Origin of the sequence: Paenibacillus sp. FSL R5-0407 (assembly GCF_038009185.1) — a bacterium.
GTDB lineage: Bacteria > Bacillota > Bacilli > Paenibacillales > Paenibacillaceae > Fontibacillus > Fontibacillus vini.
In genome coordinates this window covers 3,547,010-3,565,833 of record NZ_JBBPAX010000001.1, presented here as the reverse complement: position 1 = coordinate 3,565,833, position 18,824 = coordinate 3,547,010, and the positions used below count along the sequence as shown (strand labels likewise).

Annotated in this window: 23 protein-coding genes; 13 read left to right on the top strand and 10 right to left on the bottom strand. The window is 47.9% G+C overall.

The genetic code is table 11. The annotated features are described in order from the left end of the window. The gene (locus tag NYE70_RS16925; protein ID WP_290406756.1) at nucleotides 1-1,239 is read right to left on the bottom strand and encodes a saccharopine dehydrogenase family protein; all 1,239 of its coding nucleotides are present in this window, start codon (nucleotides 1,237-1,239) and stop codon (nucleotides 1-3) included. A 655-nt stretch (nucleotides 1,240-1,894) separates the two neighbouring features. Here NYE70_RS16925 and NYE70_RS16920 point away from each other — a divergent pair. The 3 genes from NYE70_RS16920 (at nucleotide 1,895) to NYE70_RS16910 (ending at nucleotide 4,263) form a co-directional block, all read left to right on the top strand. After that, nucleotides 1,895-2,662, top strand: a complete 768-nt coding sequence (locus NYE70_RS16920; RefSeq protein ID WP_211024810.1) for an SDR family oxidoreductase — start codon at nucleotides 1,895-1,897, stop codon at nucleotides 2,660-2,662. Nucleotides 2,663-2,823: 161 nt separating this feature from the next. Continuing rightward, nucleotides 2,824-3,588 carry an SMI1/KNR4 family protein gene (locus NYE70_RS16915; RefSeq protein ID WP_341047028.1) on the top strand — a complete coding sequence of 255 codons (765 nt, stop codon included), beginning with the start codon at nucleotides 2,824-2,826 and terminating at the stop codon, nucleotides 3,586-3,588. Between the two features lie 45 nt (nucleotides 3,589-3,633). Next, on the top strand, nucleotides 3,634-4,263 hold the full coding sequence (locus tag NYE70_RS16910; protein ID WP_213653472.1) for a hypothetical protein: 630 nt from the start codon (nucleotides 3,634-3,636) through the stop codon (nucleotides 4,261-4,263). Between the two features lie 71 nt (nucleotides 4,264-4,334). On the opposite strand, the gene NYE70_RS16905 is transcribed toward NYE70_RS16910, so the two are convergent. Further along, the gene (locus tag NYE70_RS16905; protein WP_213653473.1) at nucleotides 4,335-4,709 is read right to left on the bottom strand and encodes a hypothetical protein; all 375 of its coding nucleotides are present in this window, start codon (nucleotides 4,707-4,709) and stop codon (nucleotides 4,335-4,337) included. 226 nt (nucleotides 4,710-4,935) lie between these two features. Between NYE70_RS16905 and NYE70_RS16900 the strand changes: the two genes are divergently transcribed. From NYE70_RS16900 to NYE70_RS26030, 3 genes are all read left to right on the top strand, one after another. Next, nucleotides 4,936-5,817: a MerR family transcriptional regulator gene (locus NYE70_RS16900; RefSeq protein ID WP_341047025.1), complete on the top strand. Its 882-nt coding sequence runs from the start codon at nucleotides 4,936-4,938 to the stop codon at nucleotides 5,815-5,817. 152 nt (nucleotides 5,818-5,969) lie between these two features. Then, complete coding sequence (locus NYE70_RS16895; protein WP_341047023.1) at nucleotides 5,970-7,073, top strand: amidohydrolase family protein; 1,104 nt, start codon at nucleotides 5,970-5,972, stop codon at nucleotides 7,071-7,073. Nucleotides 7,074-7,094: 21 nt separating this feature from the next. Then, a complete protein-coding gene (locus NYE70_RS26030) occupies nucleotides 7,095-7,340 on the top strand; it encodes a TetR-like C-terminal domain-containing protein (protein ID WP_213653476.1) in 246 nt (81 codons plus the stop codon). Between the two features lie 118 nt (nucleotides 7,341-7,458). On the opposite strand, the gene NYE70_RS16890 is transcribed toward NYE70_RS26030, so the two are convergent. From NYE70_RS16890 to NYE70_RS16870, 5 genes are read right to left on the bottom strand one after another with little or no spacing between them, the layout of a single operon-like run. After that, entirely contained in the window at nucleotides 7,459-7,755 is a 297-nt protein-coding gene (locus NYE70_RS16890; protein ID WP_341047022.1) for a spore coat protein, read from the bottom strand. A 10-nt stretch (nucleotides 7,756-7,765) separates the two neighbouring features. Continuing rightward, entirely contained in the window at nucleotides 7,766-7,966 is a 201-nt protein-coding gene (locus tag NYE70_RS16885; protein WP_213653478.1) for a hypothetical protein, read from the bottom strand. Between the two features lie 28 nt (nucleotides 7,967-7,994). After that, nucleotides 7,995-9,131: a zinc-dependent alcohol dehydrogenase gene (locus NYE70_RS16880; protein ID WP_341047019.1), complete on the bottom strand. Its 1,137-nt coding sequence runs from the start codon at nucleotides 9,129-9,131 to the stop codon at nucleotides 7,995-7,997. Further along, a complete protein-coding gene (locus NYE70_RS16875; RefSeq protein ID WP_341047017.1) occupies nucleotides 9,128-9,514 on the bottom strand; it encodes a spore coat protein in 387 nt (128 codons plus the stop codon). Before NYE70_RS16875 ends, NYE70_RS16880 begins: the two co-directional genes overlap by 4 nt. Nucleotides 9,515-9,525: 11 nt before the next feature. After that, nucleotides 9,526-9,768, bottom strand: coding sequence for a spore gernimation protein GerQ (locus NYE70_RS16870; RefSeq protein ID WP_341047016.1), 243 nt, complete (start codon nucleotides 9,766-9,768; stop codon nucleotides 9,526-9,528). A gap of 183 nt (nucleotides 9,769-9,951) precedes the next feature. On the opposite strand from NYE70_RS16870, the gene NYE70_RS16865 reads away from it, so the two are divergent. Beyond that, a complete protein-coding gene (locus NYE70_RS16865) occupies nucleotides 9,952-10,233 on the top strand; it encodes a hypothetical protein (protein WP_341047015.1) in 282 nt (93 codons plus the stop codon). Nucleotides 10,234-10,486: 253 nt separating this feature from the next. Then, the gene (locus tag NYE70_RS16860; protein ID WP_341047617.1) at nucleotides 10,487-11,572 is read left to right on the top strand and encodes an L-dopachrome tautomerase-related protein; all 1,086 of its coding nucleotides are present in this window, start codon (nucleotides 10,487-10,489) and stop codon (nucleotides 11,570-11,572) included. Between the two features lie 256 nt (nucleotides 11,573-11,828). Here the strand turns inward: NYE70_RS16860 and NYE70_RS16855 are convergent, their stop codons facing one another. Continuing rightward, complete coding sequence (locus NYE70_RS16855) at nucleotides 11,829-12,257, bottom strand: ChbG/HpnK family deacetylase (protein ID WP_341047013.1); 429 nt, start codon at nucleotides 12,255-12,257, stop codon at nucleotides 11,829-11,831. Then, the gene (locus NYE70_RS16850; RefSeq protein ID WP_341047012.1) at nucleotides 12,160-12,600 is read right to left on the bottom strand and encodes a carbohydrate deacetylase; all 441 of its coding nucleotides are present in this window, start codon (nucleotides 12,598-12,600) and stop codon (nucleotides 12,160-12,162) included. The genes NYE70_RS16855 and NYE70_RS16850 overlap by 98 nt, the downstream gene beginning before the upstream one ends. Before the next feature lie 656 nt (nucleotides 12,601-13,256). Here NYE70_RS16850 and NYE70_RS16845 point away from each other — a divergent pair. Further along, nucleotides 13,257-13,598, top strand: coding sequence for a hypothetical protein (locus NYE70_RS16845; RefSeq protein WP_341047011.1), 342 nt, complete (start codon nucleotides 13,257-13,259; stop codon nucleotides 13,596-13,598). Between the two features lie 84 nt (nucleotides 13,599-13,682). On the opposite strand, the gene NYE70_RS16840 is transcribed toward NYE70_RS16845, so the two are convergent. Beyond that, nucleotides 13,683-15,071 carry a glycine--tRNA ligase gene (locus NYE70_RS16840; protein ID WP_341047010.1) on the bottom strand — a complete coding sequence of 463 codons (1,389 nt, stop codon included), beginning with the start codon at nucleotides 15,069-15,071 and terminating at the stop codon, nucleotides 13,683-13,685. A gap of 449 nt (nucleotides 15,072-15,520) precedes the next feature. Between NYE70_RS16840 and NYE70_RS16835 the strand changes: the two genes are divergently transcribed. The 4 genes from NYE70_RS16835 (at nucleotide 15,521) to NYE70_RS16820 (ending at nucleotide 18,674) form a co-directional block, all read left to right on the top strand. After that, complete coding sequence (locus NYE70_RS16835) at nucleotides 15,521-16,006, top strand: hypothetical protein (protein WP_341047008.1); 486 nt, start codon at nucleotides 15,521-15,523, stop codon at nucleotides 16,004-16,006. 109 nt (nucleotides 16,007-16,115) lie between these two features. Next, on the top strand, nucleotides 16,116-16,538 hold the full coding sequence (locus tag NYE70_RS16830; RefSeq protein WP_213653483.1) for a YugN family protein: 423 nt from the start codon (nucleotides 16,116-16,118) through the stop codon (nucleotides 16,536-16,538). A gap of 129 nt (nucleotides 16,539-16,667) precedes the next feature. Then, nucleotides 16,668-17,798, top strand: a complete 1,131-nt coding sequence (locus NYE70_RS16825; protein ID WP_341047005.1) for an SGNH/GDSL hydrolase family protein — start codon at nucleotides 16,668-16,670, stop codon at nucleotides 17,796-17,798. A 108-nt stretch (nucleotides 17,799-17,906) separates the two neighbouring features. Further along, complete coding sequence (locus tag NYE70_RS16820; RefSeq protein WP_341047003.1) at nucleotides 17,907-18,674, top strand: AAC(3) family N-acetyltransferase; 768 nt, start codon at nucleotides 17,907-17,909, stop codon at nucleotides 18,672-18,674. Nucleotides 18,675-18,824: the final 150 nt, after the last annotated feature.

Sequence of the window (18,824 nt, the reverse complement as noted above, 5' to 3'; positions counted from 1 at the left end):
TTAGCGAACGAGCTCCGGCTTTCTAGCTTCTTCAGGCAAGGCGTCGACAAGCACCGGATTGAAGTCTTCTACCCAAGGAAGTCCCCATTTGTTCAGCTCTTCCATGAATGGATCCGGATCGAACTCTTCGATATTGAATACGCCCGGTTTGTTCCATTTGCCGGTCATGACCATGGCCGCACCGATCATGGCAGGAACGCCCGTCGTATAAGAGATAGCTTGAGAGCCTACTTCTCTATAGCACTCTTGGTGGTCGCAAACATTGTAGACATAGTAAGTCTTGTCTTGGCCGTCTTTTTTGCCTTTGAAAATGCAGCCGATGTTCGTTTTGCCCACGGTACGAGGTCCAAGGGATGCCGGATCCGGAAGCACGGCCTTCAGGAATTGAAGCGGAATAATTTGCTTTCCTTCGTATTCGATCGGCTCGATGGAAGTCATGCCTACGTTCTCAAGCGCCTTCAGGTGCATGAGGTAGCTTTGGCCGAAAGTCATGAAGAAGCGGATGCGCTTCAGTCCAGGGATATTTTGTGCAAGGGATTCGAGTTCTTCATGGTACAGCAGGTACATATCTTTTTGGCCGACTTCGGCGAAGTTGTACTCGCGCTTGATTTCCATCGGCTTTGTTTCGATCCATTGCCCGTTTTCCCAGTAGCGTCCGTTGGCGGACACTTCACGGATGTTGATTTCCGGGTTGAAGTTGGTTGCGAACGGATAGCCGTGATCGCCGCCGTTGCAATCCAGAATGTCGATATATTCGATTTCGTCAAAATAGTGCTTCAGCGCATAAGCGGAGAATACGCCGGTAACGCCCGGGTCGAACCCGCTGCCCAAAAGTGCCGTGATGCCGGCTTTTTCAAAGCGCTCGCGGTATTCCCATTGCCATTTATATTCGAATTTTGCCGTATCTTCCGGCTCGTAGTTCGCCGTATCCATGTAATGTGTTTTGGTCGCGAGGCAAGCGTCCATGATCGTCAAATCCTGGTAAGGGAGAGCCAAATTCATGACGATATCCGGTTTGTATTCGTTAATCAGAGCAATCAGCTCATCCACGTTGTCTGCATCGACCTGGGCAGTTGTGATTTTCGTTTTGCCGCCGTCGAGCTTCGCCTTCAAGTCGTCGCATTTGGACTTTGTACGGCTCGCAATACAGATCTCTTCGAATACCTCGCTGTTTTGAACGCATTTATGAACTGCTACAGATGCTACGCCGCCGGCGCCAATGATAAGTGCTTTTCCCATTTCTCGATCTCCTAACTCAATTGGATTTTGTCTTGGATTTGGTTCAATGTAAAAACGGCAACAAAAAAAGCAAGCGAAATACGCATTCCATGCGCATCACACTTGCTTTGATATAGTCAGATATTAAGACAGTCCCAATAAGCATTTAAGCATGACTGGACAAACTACTTGTGCGCTCGTCAGTCAGCCATAAAACTTATAGTTTCATGGAAAGGACTTAATATTCAGATATATCATGTTAGGATCAGAGTCTATATAGCAAATAATCACTTTTACCACTCTTATTGACCGTTTCACAAGTTGATGTGCATATGCACTGGTTGTAAAGTAACCAACTTATAAAATTTGAGCTTTTAACTCAATCAATAAGGCAACGAAAGTTGCCAATCGGCATTTGACCCGGCTGTCCGTATGGCCTTAACTTCTTTGGGAAGTGGTCAAAATTATCTGCTTGGAAAGATCCTACATACCTTGAATATTAGCTTTCCAAAATTAATGCTCCTTCATAATAGCAGGATAGGGATTAATGAGCAAGAATTTTTTTTAAGCAAATGCATATTTTTTTTGCGGGCATTCTTAACGGAATTAGACAGCAACATTTCAAATCTTACCCCGTGGTATACCTATATTCAAATCCAGCAAAGGAGTTGAATCAATGAGTATTTTGAAGGGTAAAATCGCTCTGGTCACCGGAGCAAGCCGGGGAATTGGCCGCAGCATCGCATTGCGTCTGGCCGCGGAGGGCGCCTTTGTCGCCGTTCACTATGGAACAAGAATACACGAAGCAGAGGACGTCGTTCGTCAGATTGAGTCAAACGGAGGGCAGGCGTGCGCAATCGGTGCTGATCTGAGTACGCTGGAAGGCGTACATGAGCTGTTTGCAGCATTCGATCATGCCGTCAAGGAACATAGGGGCCAAGATCACCGGTTCGACATTCTTGTCAACAATGCCGGAATCGGCCAAATCATGGGCCTGGAGGAGGCGACGGAACAATCTTTCGACGAGGTTATGAAGATTAACGTCAAAGCCCCGCTTTTCGTTACGCAGCAAGCTTTACCGCGATTAAATGACGGAGGACGCATTATTAATATTTCCTCTTTCGTGACAAGGGCGGCATCTCCAAGCGTATTCACCTACAGTATGTCAAAAGGGGCGATCGATACGTTTACGCTTCTTCTGGCCAAACAGTTGGGAAGCCGCCATATTACGGTCAATGCCATTCAGCCCGGGATCATTAACACGGAAATGAATGCAGGTACGCTGCAAGATCCTCAGGGACAACAGTTTGCGGCCGGTCTTTCCGTCTTTAATCGATGGGGAGAACCCGAAGATGTCGCGGACATTGCTGCATTCCTTGCCTCACCGGACAGCCGCTGGGTAACCGGCCAATGCATAGATGCCAGCGGCGGATCTCATCTCTGATTTGTGATTTTGTATTCCGGTCCATAGAGTCGATAGGCAGTTGTAAAAGATTGCTAAATCGATGTATCCTAGGTATGAGAATAACGACAATTATGGACCGGAATATGAATGATTCAACTGCGGAATAGTGCAAATGAATCTGCCGAAAAGGAGGATGAGTTTTGGAGAAGAAATACCAGGAAATCGATGACGTCATCGAGAAGATGCGGACAACTTTAGAAGCTATGCGCAAGCAAGATCCCGAATTTTACGCGAAGTACCCCATGCAGCTTGGGACGGAAGCCGAGGCAGAAGACCTGCGCACCGTTTTCGACACATGGCGCTTGCCTGAGGAATATGCCTACTTCTTACGAAATTATATTCCCGAATCGGTAGGCTGGAGCACGGACGAATATATTAATTTGGATATTTATGGGGCAAAGGAACTGCCAGGGGGGCAATGGGGGTACAACTATAATCCCGTTACGAAGGAACCCATTTCGGATTGGCCTGAGCATCATCTTGTCATTGCTTCGGATGAGGGCGACCCCTACTGTCTCGATTTGTCCAGAGGCGATACCGTCGTTTATACGGCGATGCACGGTACGGGCCGATGGGACTTTGAAATTGCATATGACAGTTTGGCGGAGTTTCTTCGCAGCACCTTATTACCGCGAGGCTTCGATGGCGATCTTGATGAAGAAGTATCATACAATTACTGCAAAGTATTCATTACAGGGGAAGGCAAGGACAAGCTTAAAACCTTGTTGTTCATCAAAAAAGCTTTCTCCTGCGACATTCCGCAAGCGAGATCCTATTTATCGGACGTGCCTTTGTTAGTGTATAAAGGGATTGAACAGGGTGCCGCAAACGTGGAGGCCCAATTGAAAAATATTGGTGCGGAATATGAGAAGCGCGAAATCGATTTGGCCGAGTTTTTAGCGTAACATTTCACGGTTACGGACACTCATTGACTTGGGAAGGAGAAGGTTATGGACTACTTCACGGACATGTTTGCAAAGAGAACAGCGTGTATGCTGTATCAAGCGATTCCGGGTCCGGTATCGGAAAATAGTGCAAGCTGGGTCGGCGGAAATGCGCCTGCCTATTTTGATGATCAAGACATTCATGAAGGGGACCAAACCTATTACTTTTACCTAAGTTTATTGAATCCCTTCAAGCCTGGCAGCATGATTTCCATCTTTATTCCCGCTGAATATGAGGATTATTTGGACAACAATATGTATCCCCATTGTTCGATCAAGGTGTTCGAGCATCCGGCTTCAGCAGAGAGCGCCAAAGACCGCTTTACTCACCCCGGGCTGGTCAGACATGCCATTTCAGATGGGGTATTGAACGATGATAAGACAGCTAGGGATCAGTCCTTTTTCATCAAGCTGGGCGGGAACCCGAGACTGATTCAAGAAGAGGACTATTACTTCAAGGATTTGAATGAAGAATCGTTGTCTTTCTTCTTTCAGGTAGACGAAGACGGTTATCCCGATACTCTGCTTCAGGAGGACTGGAGTTATCCTTTCGGGTTTGGAGCCTTATATATTATCGCGAACTTTGGTACGGAGAAAATTCAAACACCTGTAGCCGGCTTTTGGCAGTTTTCATGAGCCCGTGCGCGGAGGTTTAAGATAAATAAGAGTGGCCCGGCGTTAAAAGACAACGCTCGGGCTATTTTTTTTTAAGGTAAATAGGCGTCTACGACCTCGAACTTTTGCTCGTTGCCTATCGTCTTGTACTTTACTTCAACTACCTTGCCTTTTTGAAACGCGGGGATGTTCACGATCTGAATGACAGTCTTTAAGACAGTATGAACGACTTCGCCATCCGGCTTTGTGACGGTCAGGTCAAGCAGGACCTCCGGCTGATCGCCAACTGTCCGATTCGTTTGCCGGATTGAGTTAATCACGGCTTGCGCGGTGGTGCCTTCCGCGAGAATCTCTTTGCGTTCGGAGAAACGCTTCCTCTGGGTACCGATCGTCTTTGTGACCAGAATAATGGTTACTACCATCGTAATAAAAGAGAAAATGCCGATGATCCAAATTATTTTATTCAATGATAAACACCTCGCTGTCCGTCCCTGACGGGGATGGTAAAATGTTCCTGTACTTATCTCGAATTTTAAATTAGCGGTTAAGAGAAGTCTATGTTTTTATTGAAAATTAAAGGTTATGGCGGCCGCATCAGGATTTATAAAAAAGATTAGCGGCTTAAGAAAACGCTTGAAGTTGTCGCGGCGTCAACTGCTACAATAAACCTAGAGCTCGGAAAGGAGATCGAAAATGAACAGATCTGTTGTTTCCATCCATAGATTGGCGGAGCAAATGGGGCTGACGAGCCGCACCTTGCGCCACTGGGAATCTGAGGGACTATTTAAGAGTGAACGGGATACGTCCTCCGGATGGAGAGTATATGATGAGCATGCGCTGTCATGTATCCGAATTACTGCGATATTGCGAAAAATCGATATCCCGATCAAGGATATTAAATCCGTGATTGCAAACCCTTCTTTGGCGCAATTACGCAAGGTTATTGAGAATAAAATCGCGGAAGTGAAGCAGCGGAATGCTGAAGTTGTCTCTTTTCAACAGCAGCTGGATCAGGTCCTAAAGTTCTTTAAACAGCAACCCGAAGATGGTTTTTTAAATTTAGATAGGATCCTTAACGAAATGGAGGATATATGGATGAGCAGTTTGCAAGAAAACAGTTTAATCAAAATAATTACCCTTCCTCCTATGAGGGTAGCTTATAGTATCGCTGTAGGGACATCCCCGGAAGATGAGGCGATGGGCCCCGTGCTGGAATGGATCAAGTCGTCCAATTTGCTCAGTACGGCTCGATTCTTTGGAGGAAACGTAAAACCGATGCCCACCCGTACCGGAACTCCTTACGGCTATGGGATGTGCGCCACCATCCCTGATGGAATTTCTGTTCCCGAGCATCTAAAAGAAATGGTGCTGCCCGGAGGTCTTTTTGCACTGCTTGCGAGCAGTGAGGATGTGAGTCTATCATGGAAAACACTAATGAATGAGTTGGCGAAGGACAAAAGGTACAAATCCGACCAGTCAAGATTATGTCTGGAAGAACATATTCGTAATGACAGACCGGATGGATGCGGGAACGAATATTACTTGAATCTGTTAGAACCCGTAAAGGCAGTATAAATGCGCAAGCTTCGTTTTGTATTCATTCTGAGGGCGCTTAACCTATTTAGGTTGGCGCTCTTTTTGTCATTTTCTAATGTATCTTTTTTCCATACTGTTATATATTCAAAATAGTTATAAGAATTAAGAATTTAAGGATGGAGGAAACGCCTATGCCCGCCAAGCTGCGGTATTTTGGAATTTGCGCGCTGGCTCTCGCAGCAGTCACACTATCAGGATGCGCGCCGAAGCAAACGGAAGTGATCGTCAACCCTTTGACCGAGTACACCCCAAAAGATGAAGTTGCCCTCATAGAGAAGCTCCGCAAAGACAAGGACTCTAACAAGGAGCTGCAGGAGGTTTACCGCGATCTTACAGTGATCGATATACATAACCACGATGCGCCCAATCCGGTTGCCATTGAGAACTGGAGAAAAGCTGGCATCGACCGCCTCGTTTTGTTCGGAAGTATTGCGGAACCGACCGCCAAGTACACGGATCAATTAGCCTGGGAGGAATATCAAAAAGCACCCGGAAACGTGTATCCCTCTTTTGCGGGGTTTCCGATTTATGAGGAGGAGGGCTTAGAAATCGTCCGAAACAAGCTGGAGAAGGGTTATTTAAACATCGGAGAAGTGGCTGCCGCTTCTATGTACTCTGAAGTCGTGTCCAGATTGCCTTGGAAGGCCGAGCATCCGAATGACGGTAACCTTCCTGAAATTTATGAGCTTGCGGCCCAGTATCAAGTGCCCATCCTTCTGCATATCGACCCTCCTAACGGCGAGCCCATCGCGAAGCTGGAGGAAGCCCTGGAGGCACATCCGGATGCGACTATCATTTTCGGACATGCCAACGCCTATAATTCTCCGGAGAATATCGAACCGCTCTTAAGCAAACATCCTAACTTATACATCGATTTTTTTGCCGGATTCACAGCCTACAACCCAGGCAGCACCAACAAATTAGAAGATTACGTGCCCCTAATGGAAAAGTACCCGGACAAATTCATGCTGTCCACCGATGCGGGATTCGACCTGTCGAGGGATCAGGCGGCCAAAGCCATCTATGAAATGATCGACCTGCTCTCCCCGGAAACCGCCCTGAAGGTCGCTTATCAGAACTACGAGGGACTGATCGAGCGCCAGCCTCCGACCGAAACGCAGATCGAGACCATTAAGAAGCTGTCTGCCGAAGCCGGGAAGTTCAAGACATATGAACTGAATAAACGGATGGCGAATGAGTTGATTTTTGAGTTGGAGGGGAAAAAGGAAGAGTAAGCATTTGAATGGGGCGCGTCATTGGGGAATGGCGCGCTTCGCAACCGCTTATATGATATCATTGCGCAGACAGTAACCGAGGTTATCGGTGTAAAGTCAGAAAACAGCGCATTTTCAAATAGTGTAACCACTCATTTTTTGACTTCGGGGTTTATTGGAGTATTGGAATGGTGGATCAATAACTCTATGCCTTGCAATGTGCAGGAAACTACTGAGCAACTTATGTTTTTGCTGGAACCATACACCAGGCACCTTGTATCACACTAATCTATTTTGCATATGCGCTGTGCAGGTAGTGGCGCAAGTGGTACTCTTAATTCGGCTAAAATCAAAAAACGCGCCTGAACCATTGTGGTTTGCGCGTTTTGTTGGAATGAATACAGTGTCAGGACGAAATGTTCATAGCGGTCTGAATATTTTTCAGATCAAGCTGAATTTGCTCTGGAATATGGTAAGGATGGTATAAGCCATGCTGCACCATGTAATTTGAAATCTTTTCATGAGAGTCTATGGCTTCATCGAGCTGTTTCATCAAAATTTGTTTGATTTCGGGGGAAGTACATTCGGTCACAGCCATGGCGTAGTTTCTTACTCCGCTCTTGGCATTCATCAAAAAATCCATTGCGATCACGTCATCGGTCAGCATATGAAGACCTGTCAGGTGTTCTAATAATGAGTTCATTTTTTATCTCCTATACAGTCACTTTGGACAGCACTCCACCAAGCTCCTGAAGTTGCTGTTGTGATAATTGAACATCTTGCTGCAAAATTTGCATGAGTTCCGGATCGGTTACCAGAGCTTGCATCGTTTTTGATTTGGTCATGCAAACGGTCTTGAACGCGGTTATTTCATGAACCTCCAGCATCTCATGCAAAGCGTAATTGGAATTCATTCGTTTTGTCCTCCCATGTATCCATATTTTAAGGTTTTAAGATGACTTTGATGCAATTATCTGTTTTCGTATCAAACACTTCATAGCCGCGCTTAGCCTCGCTGAGCGGAATGACGTGCGTAACAATGTCTCCAGGGTCAACTTTGCCCGACGTTACCAACTCGTACATATATGGCATATAGTGAACTACTGGAGCTTGTCCGGACCGTATATTCACATTACGCTGCATGATGTCGCCGAGCGGGAATCCGTTATAGCGTCCTCCGTATACCCCAGTAATTTGGATGGTCCCGCCTTTACGGACAGCCTGAGTTGCAATGATAAATGCGCTCAGGGTCCCACCTTGCAGTTTCAAACCGCTGGCTAGAAATTCGAGATCGCTCATCTTGCCGTCCATTCCTACCGCATCAATCACAACATCTGCGCCGCCTTTGGTCATTTCCTTGAGATTGTTGCCAATATTCATATCCTTTTCGAAGTTTACGATTTCAACATTGTTCGTTCGTTTCGCATGCTGTAAGCGGTAATCAACATAGTCAACGGCGATGACCCGCTTTGCTCCCTTCAGCCAGCAGAATTTTTGGGCCAGAAGTCCGACCGGTCCGCATCCCAGCACGATGACCGTATCTCCATTCTTGACGCCCGCATTATCTACACTCCAGAATGCCGTCGTCATGGCATCGGCGATCAAGCTTAGCTTTTCGTCTGGTTGCTCGCAGTTTTCTGGAATCTTGAAGTGGGTGAAATTAGCAAACGGAACTCGTAAATACTCGGCTTGCCCGCCAGGGTAACCACCGGTTGTTCCGGAGTAGCCGAAATATGCACCCATATCGCCATGTTCGTTTGAATTGTCGCATTGGCTTTCCAGCTGATTCTTACAATAAAAGCATTCTCCACAAGCGATGTTGAAAGGGATGATCACCCTGTCGCCTTTCTTTACCTTGGTCACACCAGGGCCTACTTCTTCTACAATCCCCATCGGTTCATGCCCGATAACATAGTTTTCCTGAAGGTTAGGGATCATCCCGTGAATCAGGTGAAGGTCCGAACCGCAAATGGCGGAACTGGTGACTCTTACAATCATATCGTCCGGTTTCTCAATCTTTGGATCCGGCACCTCTTTGACCACGACATTTTTAATTCCTTGATACGTTACCGCCTTCATGCTTTGTGTCCTCCAATATGTTCATCCGGGGTCCGATCAAACATCCCTTTACGGGAGGTATCATCCGGGAACAAATTCATCTGCCCGATCATTAATGTATTTTTCGCCGAAAGCTGGTCGAGTTGGTACTGTTCGTTCAGCTCGTAAGGATGGAACCATTTTTTGCGAATCATAAGCTCCGTGATTTCTTGGTGCATTGCAATCCCCTGCTTAAGATGATTGCGCAGCCGCGCTCTTACATCGGGAGAAGCCGTTTCCGTCAGGGCGATGGACAAATTTCGCACACCCTCCTTGGCACGAAGAAGGAAGTCCATTGCAAAAGTCATATCCGCCATCTCCGGCATATTTAACGAATTAATCGGATCTAAATAATCGGTATTCATTGGCGTCCCCTTTAATGTGTTATAGGTGTCGGGCTATTCGGAACAGGTGCTTGGAAAGGAGCTCTTGCGTAGAGTGCTTGCAGCTCGGCAATCTGTTGGGTGGATTGAATTACGTCTTTCTGCATTAACGCTTTTAGCTCTTGGTCAAAGACCAAGCCTTGCATAAGCTTTGACTTAGCGAGGCAGAGCGTTTTGAAGTTTAACGCTTCATGCAGTTCCATCGATTCGTGCGGCGCTAGCGGTTGCATATTCATTAAGAAATGATCCCTCCTTTTTTCATCAAAATTATCTTCTCCTACGCAATGGATCTTATACTAAACTATTGCCGGAAATGGGGGATCCGTATATTCCCATGCAGTCGTAAGAATACAAACAAAATATCAACCGCATATTTATTTCTGTTATAATTATTGATCTTCGCGGAAGGGGGACTCACCTTGCCCAATGAAAACAAAGTTGATTTAGCCACTGAAAATGCAAAAAAACCGGCAGAAGGCACACTTCACTCGAGCGGCAATACGCTGGAGCTGCATGCATCTAACGCGGTTTCTGAGGTGCAAGCGGCTTTAAATCAGGCGATAAGCTCGATAAGTGAATCTAATGCGGCAACAAATTCACAAGCTCTGGAGACGGCCCGGCAGCAATTGACCCGAGCAGAGGAATTTTTAGACCAAGCGCAGACTTCAGCAAATGCATTACGTCTGCCGGACCAACAATAAAACGCCGGTAGATTTTTTCAAAAGCCTTCAATTCCACTTTAGCAGTGGTTTTGAAGGCTTTTTCAATATATTTCCAGGTCTGGGCTCTGCACTATTCCCCCATATTTAGGACGCGTCGTACTAGCCGTCTTCGATACGAACTTGCAGGGTTCCTGTAAATTTTTTTATTTTTTATCCGGGCAATTGAACCCTGTTCCGTCATATAAATAAGTGATAGAAGTTCGAACCTGTTGAGGAGGACTTTATACAAGTGATGTTACCGAGTGAAAAGTATTTTGGTAAATTTGAGGCGGTTTTTTTATTTTACGGAGCCATGCCTACAGGCGTTACTGTTTCTGAAACCGGGCGTATTTTCATTTGCTTTCCAAAATGGGGAGACGACGTTAGATTTACGGTGGCTGAAATTGTTCATGGTTCATTACAGCCTTATCCTAGTTTAGAAGCCAATGTGGTAAGCCCATCGAATATCACAACGTCATTCATTAGTGTCCAAAGTGTCGTTGCCGATGGAAAAGGTACGCTTTGGGTACTGGATACAGGAGCGCCTAATTTCTCAGAACCCATTAAAGGGGGGGCCAAGTTAGTCGCTGTTGATTTAAATTCAAATACTATAAAAAGGGTGTATACATTTGCGGAAGATGTTGTCCTGCCAACCACTTATTTGAATGATGTCCGAGTTGATTTTCGTGTCGGTAAAGCAGGTTATGCTTATATAACGGATTCCTCTTCCCGAGGACCAGGAGCTATTATTGTCGTTGATTTAGAAACCGGTTATGCCTGGAGAAGGTTAAACGGGGCTTATGCAACTTCGCCCGATCTCTTTTTCTTACCAAAAGTTGAAGGTAAAATCCTGATGAATCGAAACCAAGACGGATCTACTTCACCCTTTAGATTGGCATCCGATGGTATAGCGATTTCCCCGGACGGCAAGATGTTGTATTTTTGTCCTCTCTCCAGTCGTCATCTGTACTCGATTTCAACGGAAGCCCTAAGAGACCGAACGATACCGGAAACGAATTTACAGTATCACGTGAAATATTGGGGGGAAAAAGGCGCTTCAGATGGAATGATCACCGATGCAAAAGGAAACATTTATGCTGGAGACTATGAAAACAATAGTATTCGAAAGATATTGCCGAATGGAATAATGGAAACCATTGCACATGACCCGAGAATTTTATGGCCGGATACTTTTTCTATTGGTCCAGATCAATACTTATATTTCATCGTGAACCAATTACATCGGCAGTCGAGATTCCATTATGGAAATGACCTGCGGCAGAAGCCTTATAGTTTACTCCGTATGAAAATAGACCAACCACCTGCTCCTACCTTTTAGAAAATACTTCACTGAAAATGTTTTTATGACTTATAGTTATTAAGAAATTGTAGGCTGCCGTTCGGCAGCCTGTTTAGCTTAACGGGAGCGTTACAAGGTTGAGGGAATTTGCAGGGAAGCAAATTATAGGAATCGTCAATTTTCCTCCTCGGCGCATTGCGGAATTCAAATCGGAGGTTTGAATTCCTTCTTTAGCAGGCCCAGAGTACATAATCCAATGAATTCCTCGCTCCCACTGTGCGAGATGGGGTCCGTTCTAGACGGACCCAAGCATCCCATAATGGATCAGCTGAATGCCGAGCGCCCGGATGGTTTCGCGGACTACCGGGTTGCGAAACACGGCCAACTCTGACACTCGTTCTTTGGTCAGGTTGGAGCTTCCCCGTAAAGTCTCGTCGACATATCCGGGGTGACACATGATCTCGGTCGATCCTTCCGGTAGATTGTGGAGATAGGAGAGTAGCTTCTGTAACCCATTACCCGCTTCATAAGTGTCCAATAGAATCTGATTCGTAGTAAGCGGCAACGGAGCGGCATTTTCTCTCTCCCAATGTGATATCTGAGGCCGCCGCATAGGGACGTTCTCTTTAGCTGCCAACCGTGCCATAGCTTCGTACGCGTTCGGAAAATCCTGCTGCAGATGGTGATGCCCATCCAGGTGAGTCGGACGCAAGCCAAAGGCCATGAGCCGACCCCACTAGCCGACCCCACTGGGCCGATAATTCGATCTCGATATCGCGCAGCTCTCTGTTACAATTTCCGCCGATAGAATGAAATCGACCGTCGGCTTGAATGAGTGATGGGATGAGCCTCGGATCGGATACGGGGCGGCCGTAGGTCAGGTTAAAATGCAGGCCCACCCCGAGGCCCGGGTGCAGGCTTGCAAGCCGAACCGCATCCGTAAAGCCGGGCATGTTCACCATTACCGTCGTGCTGCTGATTCCTCCGGCTTGATAAGCCTCGACAATCCCCTGGTTTACGCCCGGAGACAGGCCGAAATCGTCGGCATTGATGATTAAATGTTTCATAGGGCATTCGCTCCGTTCTCTTATCCATTTACAATATTGAATGCAGCGGATCGGTCGACGGGTTGAGGCGTATGCCTGTCTTTTTTATTTGTTTTGTTTTGTGTGCTTAATTTGTATCGTTAATGATTCCTTGTTATAGGCATACGAACAAATTCTACTGGACATTACAATTCACTGATCGATTACAGGGGCATTTACCGCAAGGCCTTTTCATCTAGTTAGGAATAGGCACTTAATGAAGGGCTCTAGGTAGAAATCCAATCTAAAAATAATTGAAATCATAATATATACCCAAACAGGAGGTGTTTCTCATAATAGAATCTAGATGTGTAAAAAAACCGGAAATTTCAAAAAGAAAATTGCAACGGCACTGTGTTTTAAAGAAAAGAAAGCGTCACTTCACAAAGCTCATTGTTAAGTGTCCCCCGCCAAAAGTAAATGTTACGGCAGCCGCTGGACCTCAGGGCATACCTGGGTCTCAAGGACCTCAAGGACCTGCCGGGGCGAACGGGAATACAGGGCCAATCGGACCCCAGGGGCCTCAGGGAGCAACAGGACTCCAAGGGCCTCAGGGAGAAACGGGGCCCCAAGGACCTCGGGGAGAGCAGGGTGTTCCAGGCCCAGGAATATGGCCCATATTTCTTGCCTCGGACAACTTGAGCCCAAATAACTTTTTGGGTTTAGGAACAGCTGGCCAAGGTGCCCAAGGGGCAGAATCAAACAATGTGGTTATTCCCCGAAGCGGTACAATCACGACTTTGGTGTTTACAGTCCGAACAGAGGTTGCTAGGCCGATTACAGCGACTGTATTCATCAGTACCGATAATGGGGCTAACTTCAATCCAACTTCTCTTACTGTAACGATCAATGAAGGGCAATCTTGCCGAAGTGTCACGGGAAGTGTTCCAGTGGCGGAATGCGACTTAATCAATGTTTTTGTAACAGCTCCGAATGCTCTGCAGGCGGGTGCAGCAGCTACCCTCCTGATGCAAATCTGAACTTAAAAATTTGCGAGTGTTCGTATCGTACGATTGGCGGTAAAAAAATCCCCCTCCGCTTATTCGGCGAGAGGGGGGAGGGCTTTAGAACTTGATCCGATCGCTTAAGAATTGCTTCAAGTCCGCGATTGGCATCCGCACCTGCGTCATGGAGTCGCGTTCGCGTACGGTGACTTGGCCGTCGGTTTCGGATTCGAAGTCGTAGGTGATGCAGTACGGCGTACCGATTTCGTCGTGGCGGCGGTACCGTTTACCAATGGAGCCGGTATCGTCATAGTCGACCATGAAATCGGAGGTCAATTCCGCAAACACGCGCTGAGCTCCGTCGTTAAGCTTCTTCGACAGTGGGAAGATGGCCGCTTTGAACGGCGCGAGCGCAGGATGAAGGCGGAGCACGGTCCGGCTGTCGTCGCCTTCCAGTTGCTGCTCTTCATAGGCATCGACGAGGAAGGCCAACGTTACGCGATCGGCTCCGAGCGATGGCTCGATACAGTAAGGAACATAGCGCTCGTTCGACTCTTGATCGATGTAGTTGAAGTCCTCGCCGGAATGCTCCGCATGCTGCTTCAGGTCATAATCGGTCCGGTCGGCGATGCCCCACAGCTCGCCCCAGCCGAACGGGAAGCGGTACTCGATGTCGGTCGTAGCGTTACTGTAGTGGGACAGCTCGTCTTCCGAGTGATCGCGCAGGCGCATGTTTTCTTCGTTCATGCCGAGCGACAAAAGCCAATCGCGGCAGAAGCCGCGCCAGAATTCGAACCATTTGAGATCCTCGCCAGGCTTGCAGAAGAACTCCAACTCCATTTGCTCGAACTCCCGCGTACGGAACGTAAAGTTCCCCGGGGTGATCTCGTTCCGGAAGCTCTTGCCGATTTGGCCGATGCCGAATGGCATTTTCTTCCGCATGGTGCGCTGTGCGTTTTTAAAGTTGACGAAGATGCCCTGCGCCGTTTCCGGACGAAGATAGATCTCGTTGGTGCTGGACTCCGTAACCCCTTGGAACGTTTTGAACATGAGGTTGAACTGGCGGATATCCGTGAAGTCGCGGCTGCCGCAATCCGGACAGACGATTTGGTGCTCATCGATCAGGGCTTTCATCTGGTCGAACGACAGGCCGTCGACGACCATCTCAATGCCTTTAGCATCAAGGGCATTCTCGATAATTTTATCCGCGCGGTGGCGCGCTTTGCACTGCTTGCAGTCGATCATCGGATCGTTGAAGTTGCCGACGTGGCCCGAGGCCACCCAAGCCCGCGGATTCATCAAAATCGCTGCATCCAGACCGACGTTGTAAGGGGACTCTTGAATGAATTTTTTCCACCAGGCGCGTTTGATGTTGTTCTTCAGCTCGACGCCGAGCGGACCGTAATCCCAAGTGTTCGCCAGACCGCCGTAAATTTCCGACCCCGGAAAAATAAATCCGCGATGCTTGGCCAGCGCGACGACTTGATCCATAGTTTTGGTACTGCTCATAGTTGATCTCTCCTTCGATTATTAAGTTGCTTCAGATGCCCGCTAATCGGAAACGTTAAAAAAAGCCCCCGTCACAAAGGCATCCTACGACCGATGCCCAGGGACGAGAGCTGTATGCACCCGCGGTTCCACCCTAGTTGACGATCCCTGCGGGATCGCCCTCTTTTTCCGAGACTCCGGCTCCGGACTGCCTTTTCCTTGATGCCGCCCCCGGGCTTTCACCATCCCCGGATCGCTGAATGTGCAAGTCAATCAAGTACTATTGGTCCATCATAGCCAGTATCATTATTTGCAGTAATATTATATCAAAGTGAAGCAATACTCAAGCGGCAATAAATTTTGGCTTAAGCATATATGCCCAGAGCCAAAGTCTCAGTTACAGCCCGAAACCCCTTATGATAAAATTATTAAAATTGTTAATGTTAAAATTTTCATAATGGGGTGTTTCTGTGAAACAAGGACTGAGGTTATGGTTTGGACTTCCAATTTTGTTGATTCTGATATTTATGCTTGCGGCATGCGGTTCTTCGGGCCCGTCCCAGGCTGAATATAACAGCTTGAACGAAAAGGTCGCCGGGTTGGAGCAGCAGTTGGCCGAGCTGGAGAAGGACTTGGAAGGCATGAAGTCGAACGCGGCCTCGGCGAGTGTCGATGTCCCGGAAGGTGAAGACACCTCTACGCTCACTCCGGTAGTCGAGGTTCCGACCGGTAAAGGGGACGGCGTTCTGATTACCCTGGCGCAGTATGAAAAAACGGAAGTAGGCATGACCTACAAAGAAGTGGCTGAGATTCTAGGCGGAGACGGAGAGGCGGTCAGCGAGGCGGAGGATATGGTGATTTACTCTTACCAGGGCGCCGGAGATATTGGCGCGAACGCCGTGTTCTCGTTTCACAAGGGGAAGCTGTTGACCAAGGCCCAAGCGGGGCTTGAATAAGGGGAGTTAAGTCGAAAAGGCCGGAGCTGCTTCCGGCTTTTTGTGTTTTAAAGCGCGGCATCCTGGGAATGAATAGATGTTATAACATCCGATTCAGGAGGAAGCTGTCATGTTAAGTATCCCGTCCAGTATTGAAGGAAAACGCGCATTTTACGGTGACTTTTGTAGAAATGTAGAGAGGGAGGGCTTCCATATTTGCGGGAGCTGGGAGTATTATTCCGCCTTTTTCGATTCCATTCTCTATCAGAATGAAGGCATTACTATCTATTTGAGGCTGCCGACAAGAGTCATTGAAGGCCGTTTGGACCGGGACAATGCCTTGCTGGAATTTGACCGTCCCTTCTTAATCAAGCATATCGTCCATACGGGGATCGATACCGAGACGGATTTCGGAGCGTTGGCCGCGGTCGGGTTAAACCAATTCCAAAAGCCGATCGACCCCGATGACCGGATTGAACAGGAAGCGAAATGGCGGCAGATCGGTGAGCAAGCCATCAACCGAATCAGCGGATACGTCCACGAGAAGATATGAGGAGCCTTCGGCTTCTCTTTTTTATTGGAAATAGAAATTGAAAGATCGGTTTAGTACAGCCCTTTTGCCGCTAATGCATTAAACTATATATAACTTAGTGAATAGCGCCGAAGGAGATGGAAAATAACCATGCAGCCTAATAAGAACTTAAAACAGCAGGGATTATTAGATATTGAGCATTTTAAGGTACACGGCAGAACCACGGGAAGTCGTTCGCCCTTAACCCTGTTCTGGACAGGGAGCGCCGTGGAGTTTAATGCCAGAGGATCGGAGCTTTGGATTGAATTCGAGGTTGACTATGAGGTGTACGAACCCTGGATCGGCATCGTAATCAACGGTACGAAGGTAAGCCGGCAAATGCTTGTAGCGGGAAGATACTGGGTCTGCGTGTTCAGGGGCATGAATCCGGATGCAGTAAAGAACGTGCGCATTGTAAAAGAACTGCAAGCCATGAGCGGGGATCCCGGCTGCATGTTGCAAATCCATGCGGTGAAGTTTGACGGAGAATTTCTCCCCGTGGAAGACAAGCCCTACAAGCTGGAATTCATAGGGGACAGCATCACCTCGGGCGAAGGAACCGTCGGGGGTAAAGCCGAAGAAGACTGGATTCCGATGTGGTTTAGCGCCCTGGACAATTATACGGCTATGACGGCTGACGCCTTGAATGCCGAGTACCGGGTCATTTCCCAAAGCGGTTGGGGCGTGCTTACCGGTTGGGATAACAATCCGAATTGTAATCTTCCCGACCATTATGAGCAGGTCTGCGGTCTTCTTGCCGGACCGAAGAATGAAGCTCTCGGAGCCTTTCAAGCCCATGATTTTGACGCCTGGCAGCCGGATGTTGTAGTTATCAATCTTGGAACGAACGATGGGGGCGCCTTTCAATCCCCGGAATGGAGGGACGCCGTAACGGGAGAAACCCGCAAGCAGAGGTTATTGGAAGACGGAACCTATCATGAAGAGGATTTAAAATCTTTTGAGCAGGCCGTCTCCGGATTTCTTGCGAAACTCAGAACTTATAACAAACAGGCACATCTAGTCTGGGCTTATGGCATGTTGGGGATCCCGATGCTGCCGGCGATCTACCGGGGCGTGGATGCTTATGTCCGCGAAACGGGAGACAAGCGGGTATCCGTATTTCAGCTCCCCAACATGACGGAGGAAACTGTCGGTTCCCGGAGCCATCCGGGCGTAGAGGCTCACCACAAGGCAGCCAAGGAGCTGTCCGGGTATCTGCAGGAGATTTTGCGGCAGGTTTGACAAATCATCGAAGGAAATCTTGTAGTCGGACATTCCCCTTCCGGAACATGATAGAATGGATGCAGCACCATCAAAAAGAATAAAAATACGTACAGCCGGAGGTTTGTCATGCACACGAAGTTATCCTTGATGAAGCAACTGGAGGATGCGGGGATCCGTCGTCAAGGCACCTTGCTTATGCATTCGTCAATGAAGAAGATCGGGGAAGTGGATGGAGGAGCAGACACTGTATTGGATGCGCTTTCGGAGTATATGAAAGACGGATTACTGGTATTGCCCACCCATACCTGGTCTACGATTAATGCCGATAATCCCAAATTTTACGTCAAAACGTCCGAAGTCTGCGTCGGCATTCTTCCGGAGCTGTTCCGCAAGCGTCCGGGCGTGATTCGCTCGCTTCACCCGACCCACTCGGTAGCTGCGCTCGGCAAGGACGCGGCTGAGTTTACGACGGGGGATGAACGCTGGGATACGCCTTGTCACCGTCAGTCCGCTTGGGGAAGACTGCTCGACAGGCAGGCTACAATTATACTCGTGGGTGTCGACCTGCGCAGAAATACGTTCATCCACGGCATCGAGGAATGGGTGGACATCCCGGGAAGAATGACGGACGAACAGGAACAGCTATATACCGTGCTGGGAGACGGCACTGAAATTTCTGTACCTTCGCGACGCCACTCTGGACTGCCCTGGTCGGAGCATTTTTGGAAAGTCGAGAGCGTGCTAGAAGAGCAAGGCGCGCTAAGCCGTGCTCGTTTGGGAGATGCGGAAGTGCTGGTATGCGATACGGTCAAGACTACGGAGATTCTTAGCGATATGCTGCGGGCCAATCCGGATTTATTCTCGGATAATGAGCCGTTGGAGACCTTGGCATAATAATACACTTTAATCCATAAAAGGGGCGTCCCGGTCTTCTCCGCATGACCTTTTGGGGCTCCCCTTTTTCATATATAAATATTTTTAGGGAGCTACAGCAGTTCTTGTATATAGTTATTGCTTTGGATACAATGTTACAATAATAACGAC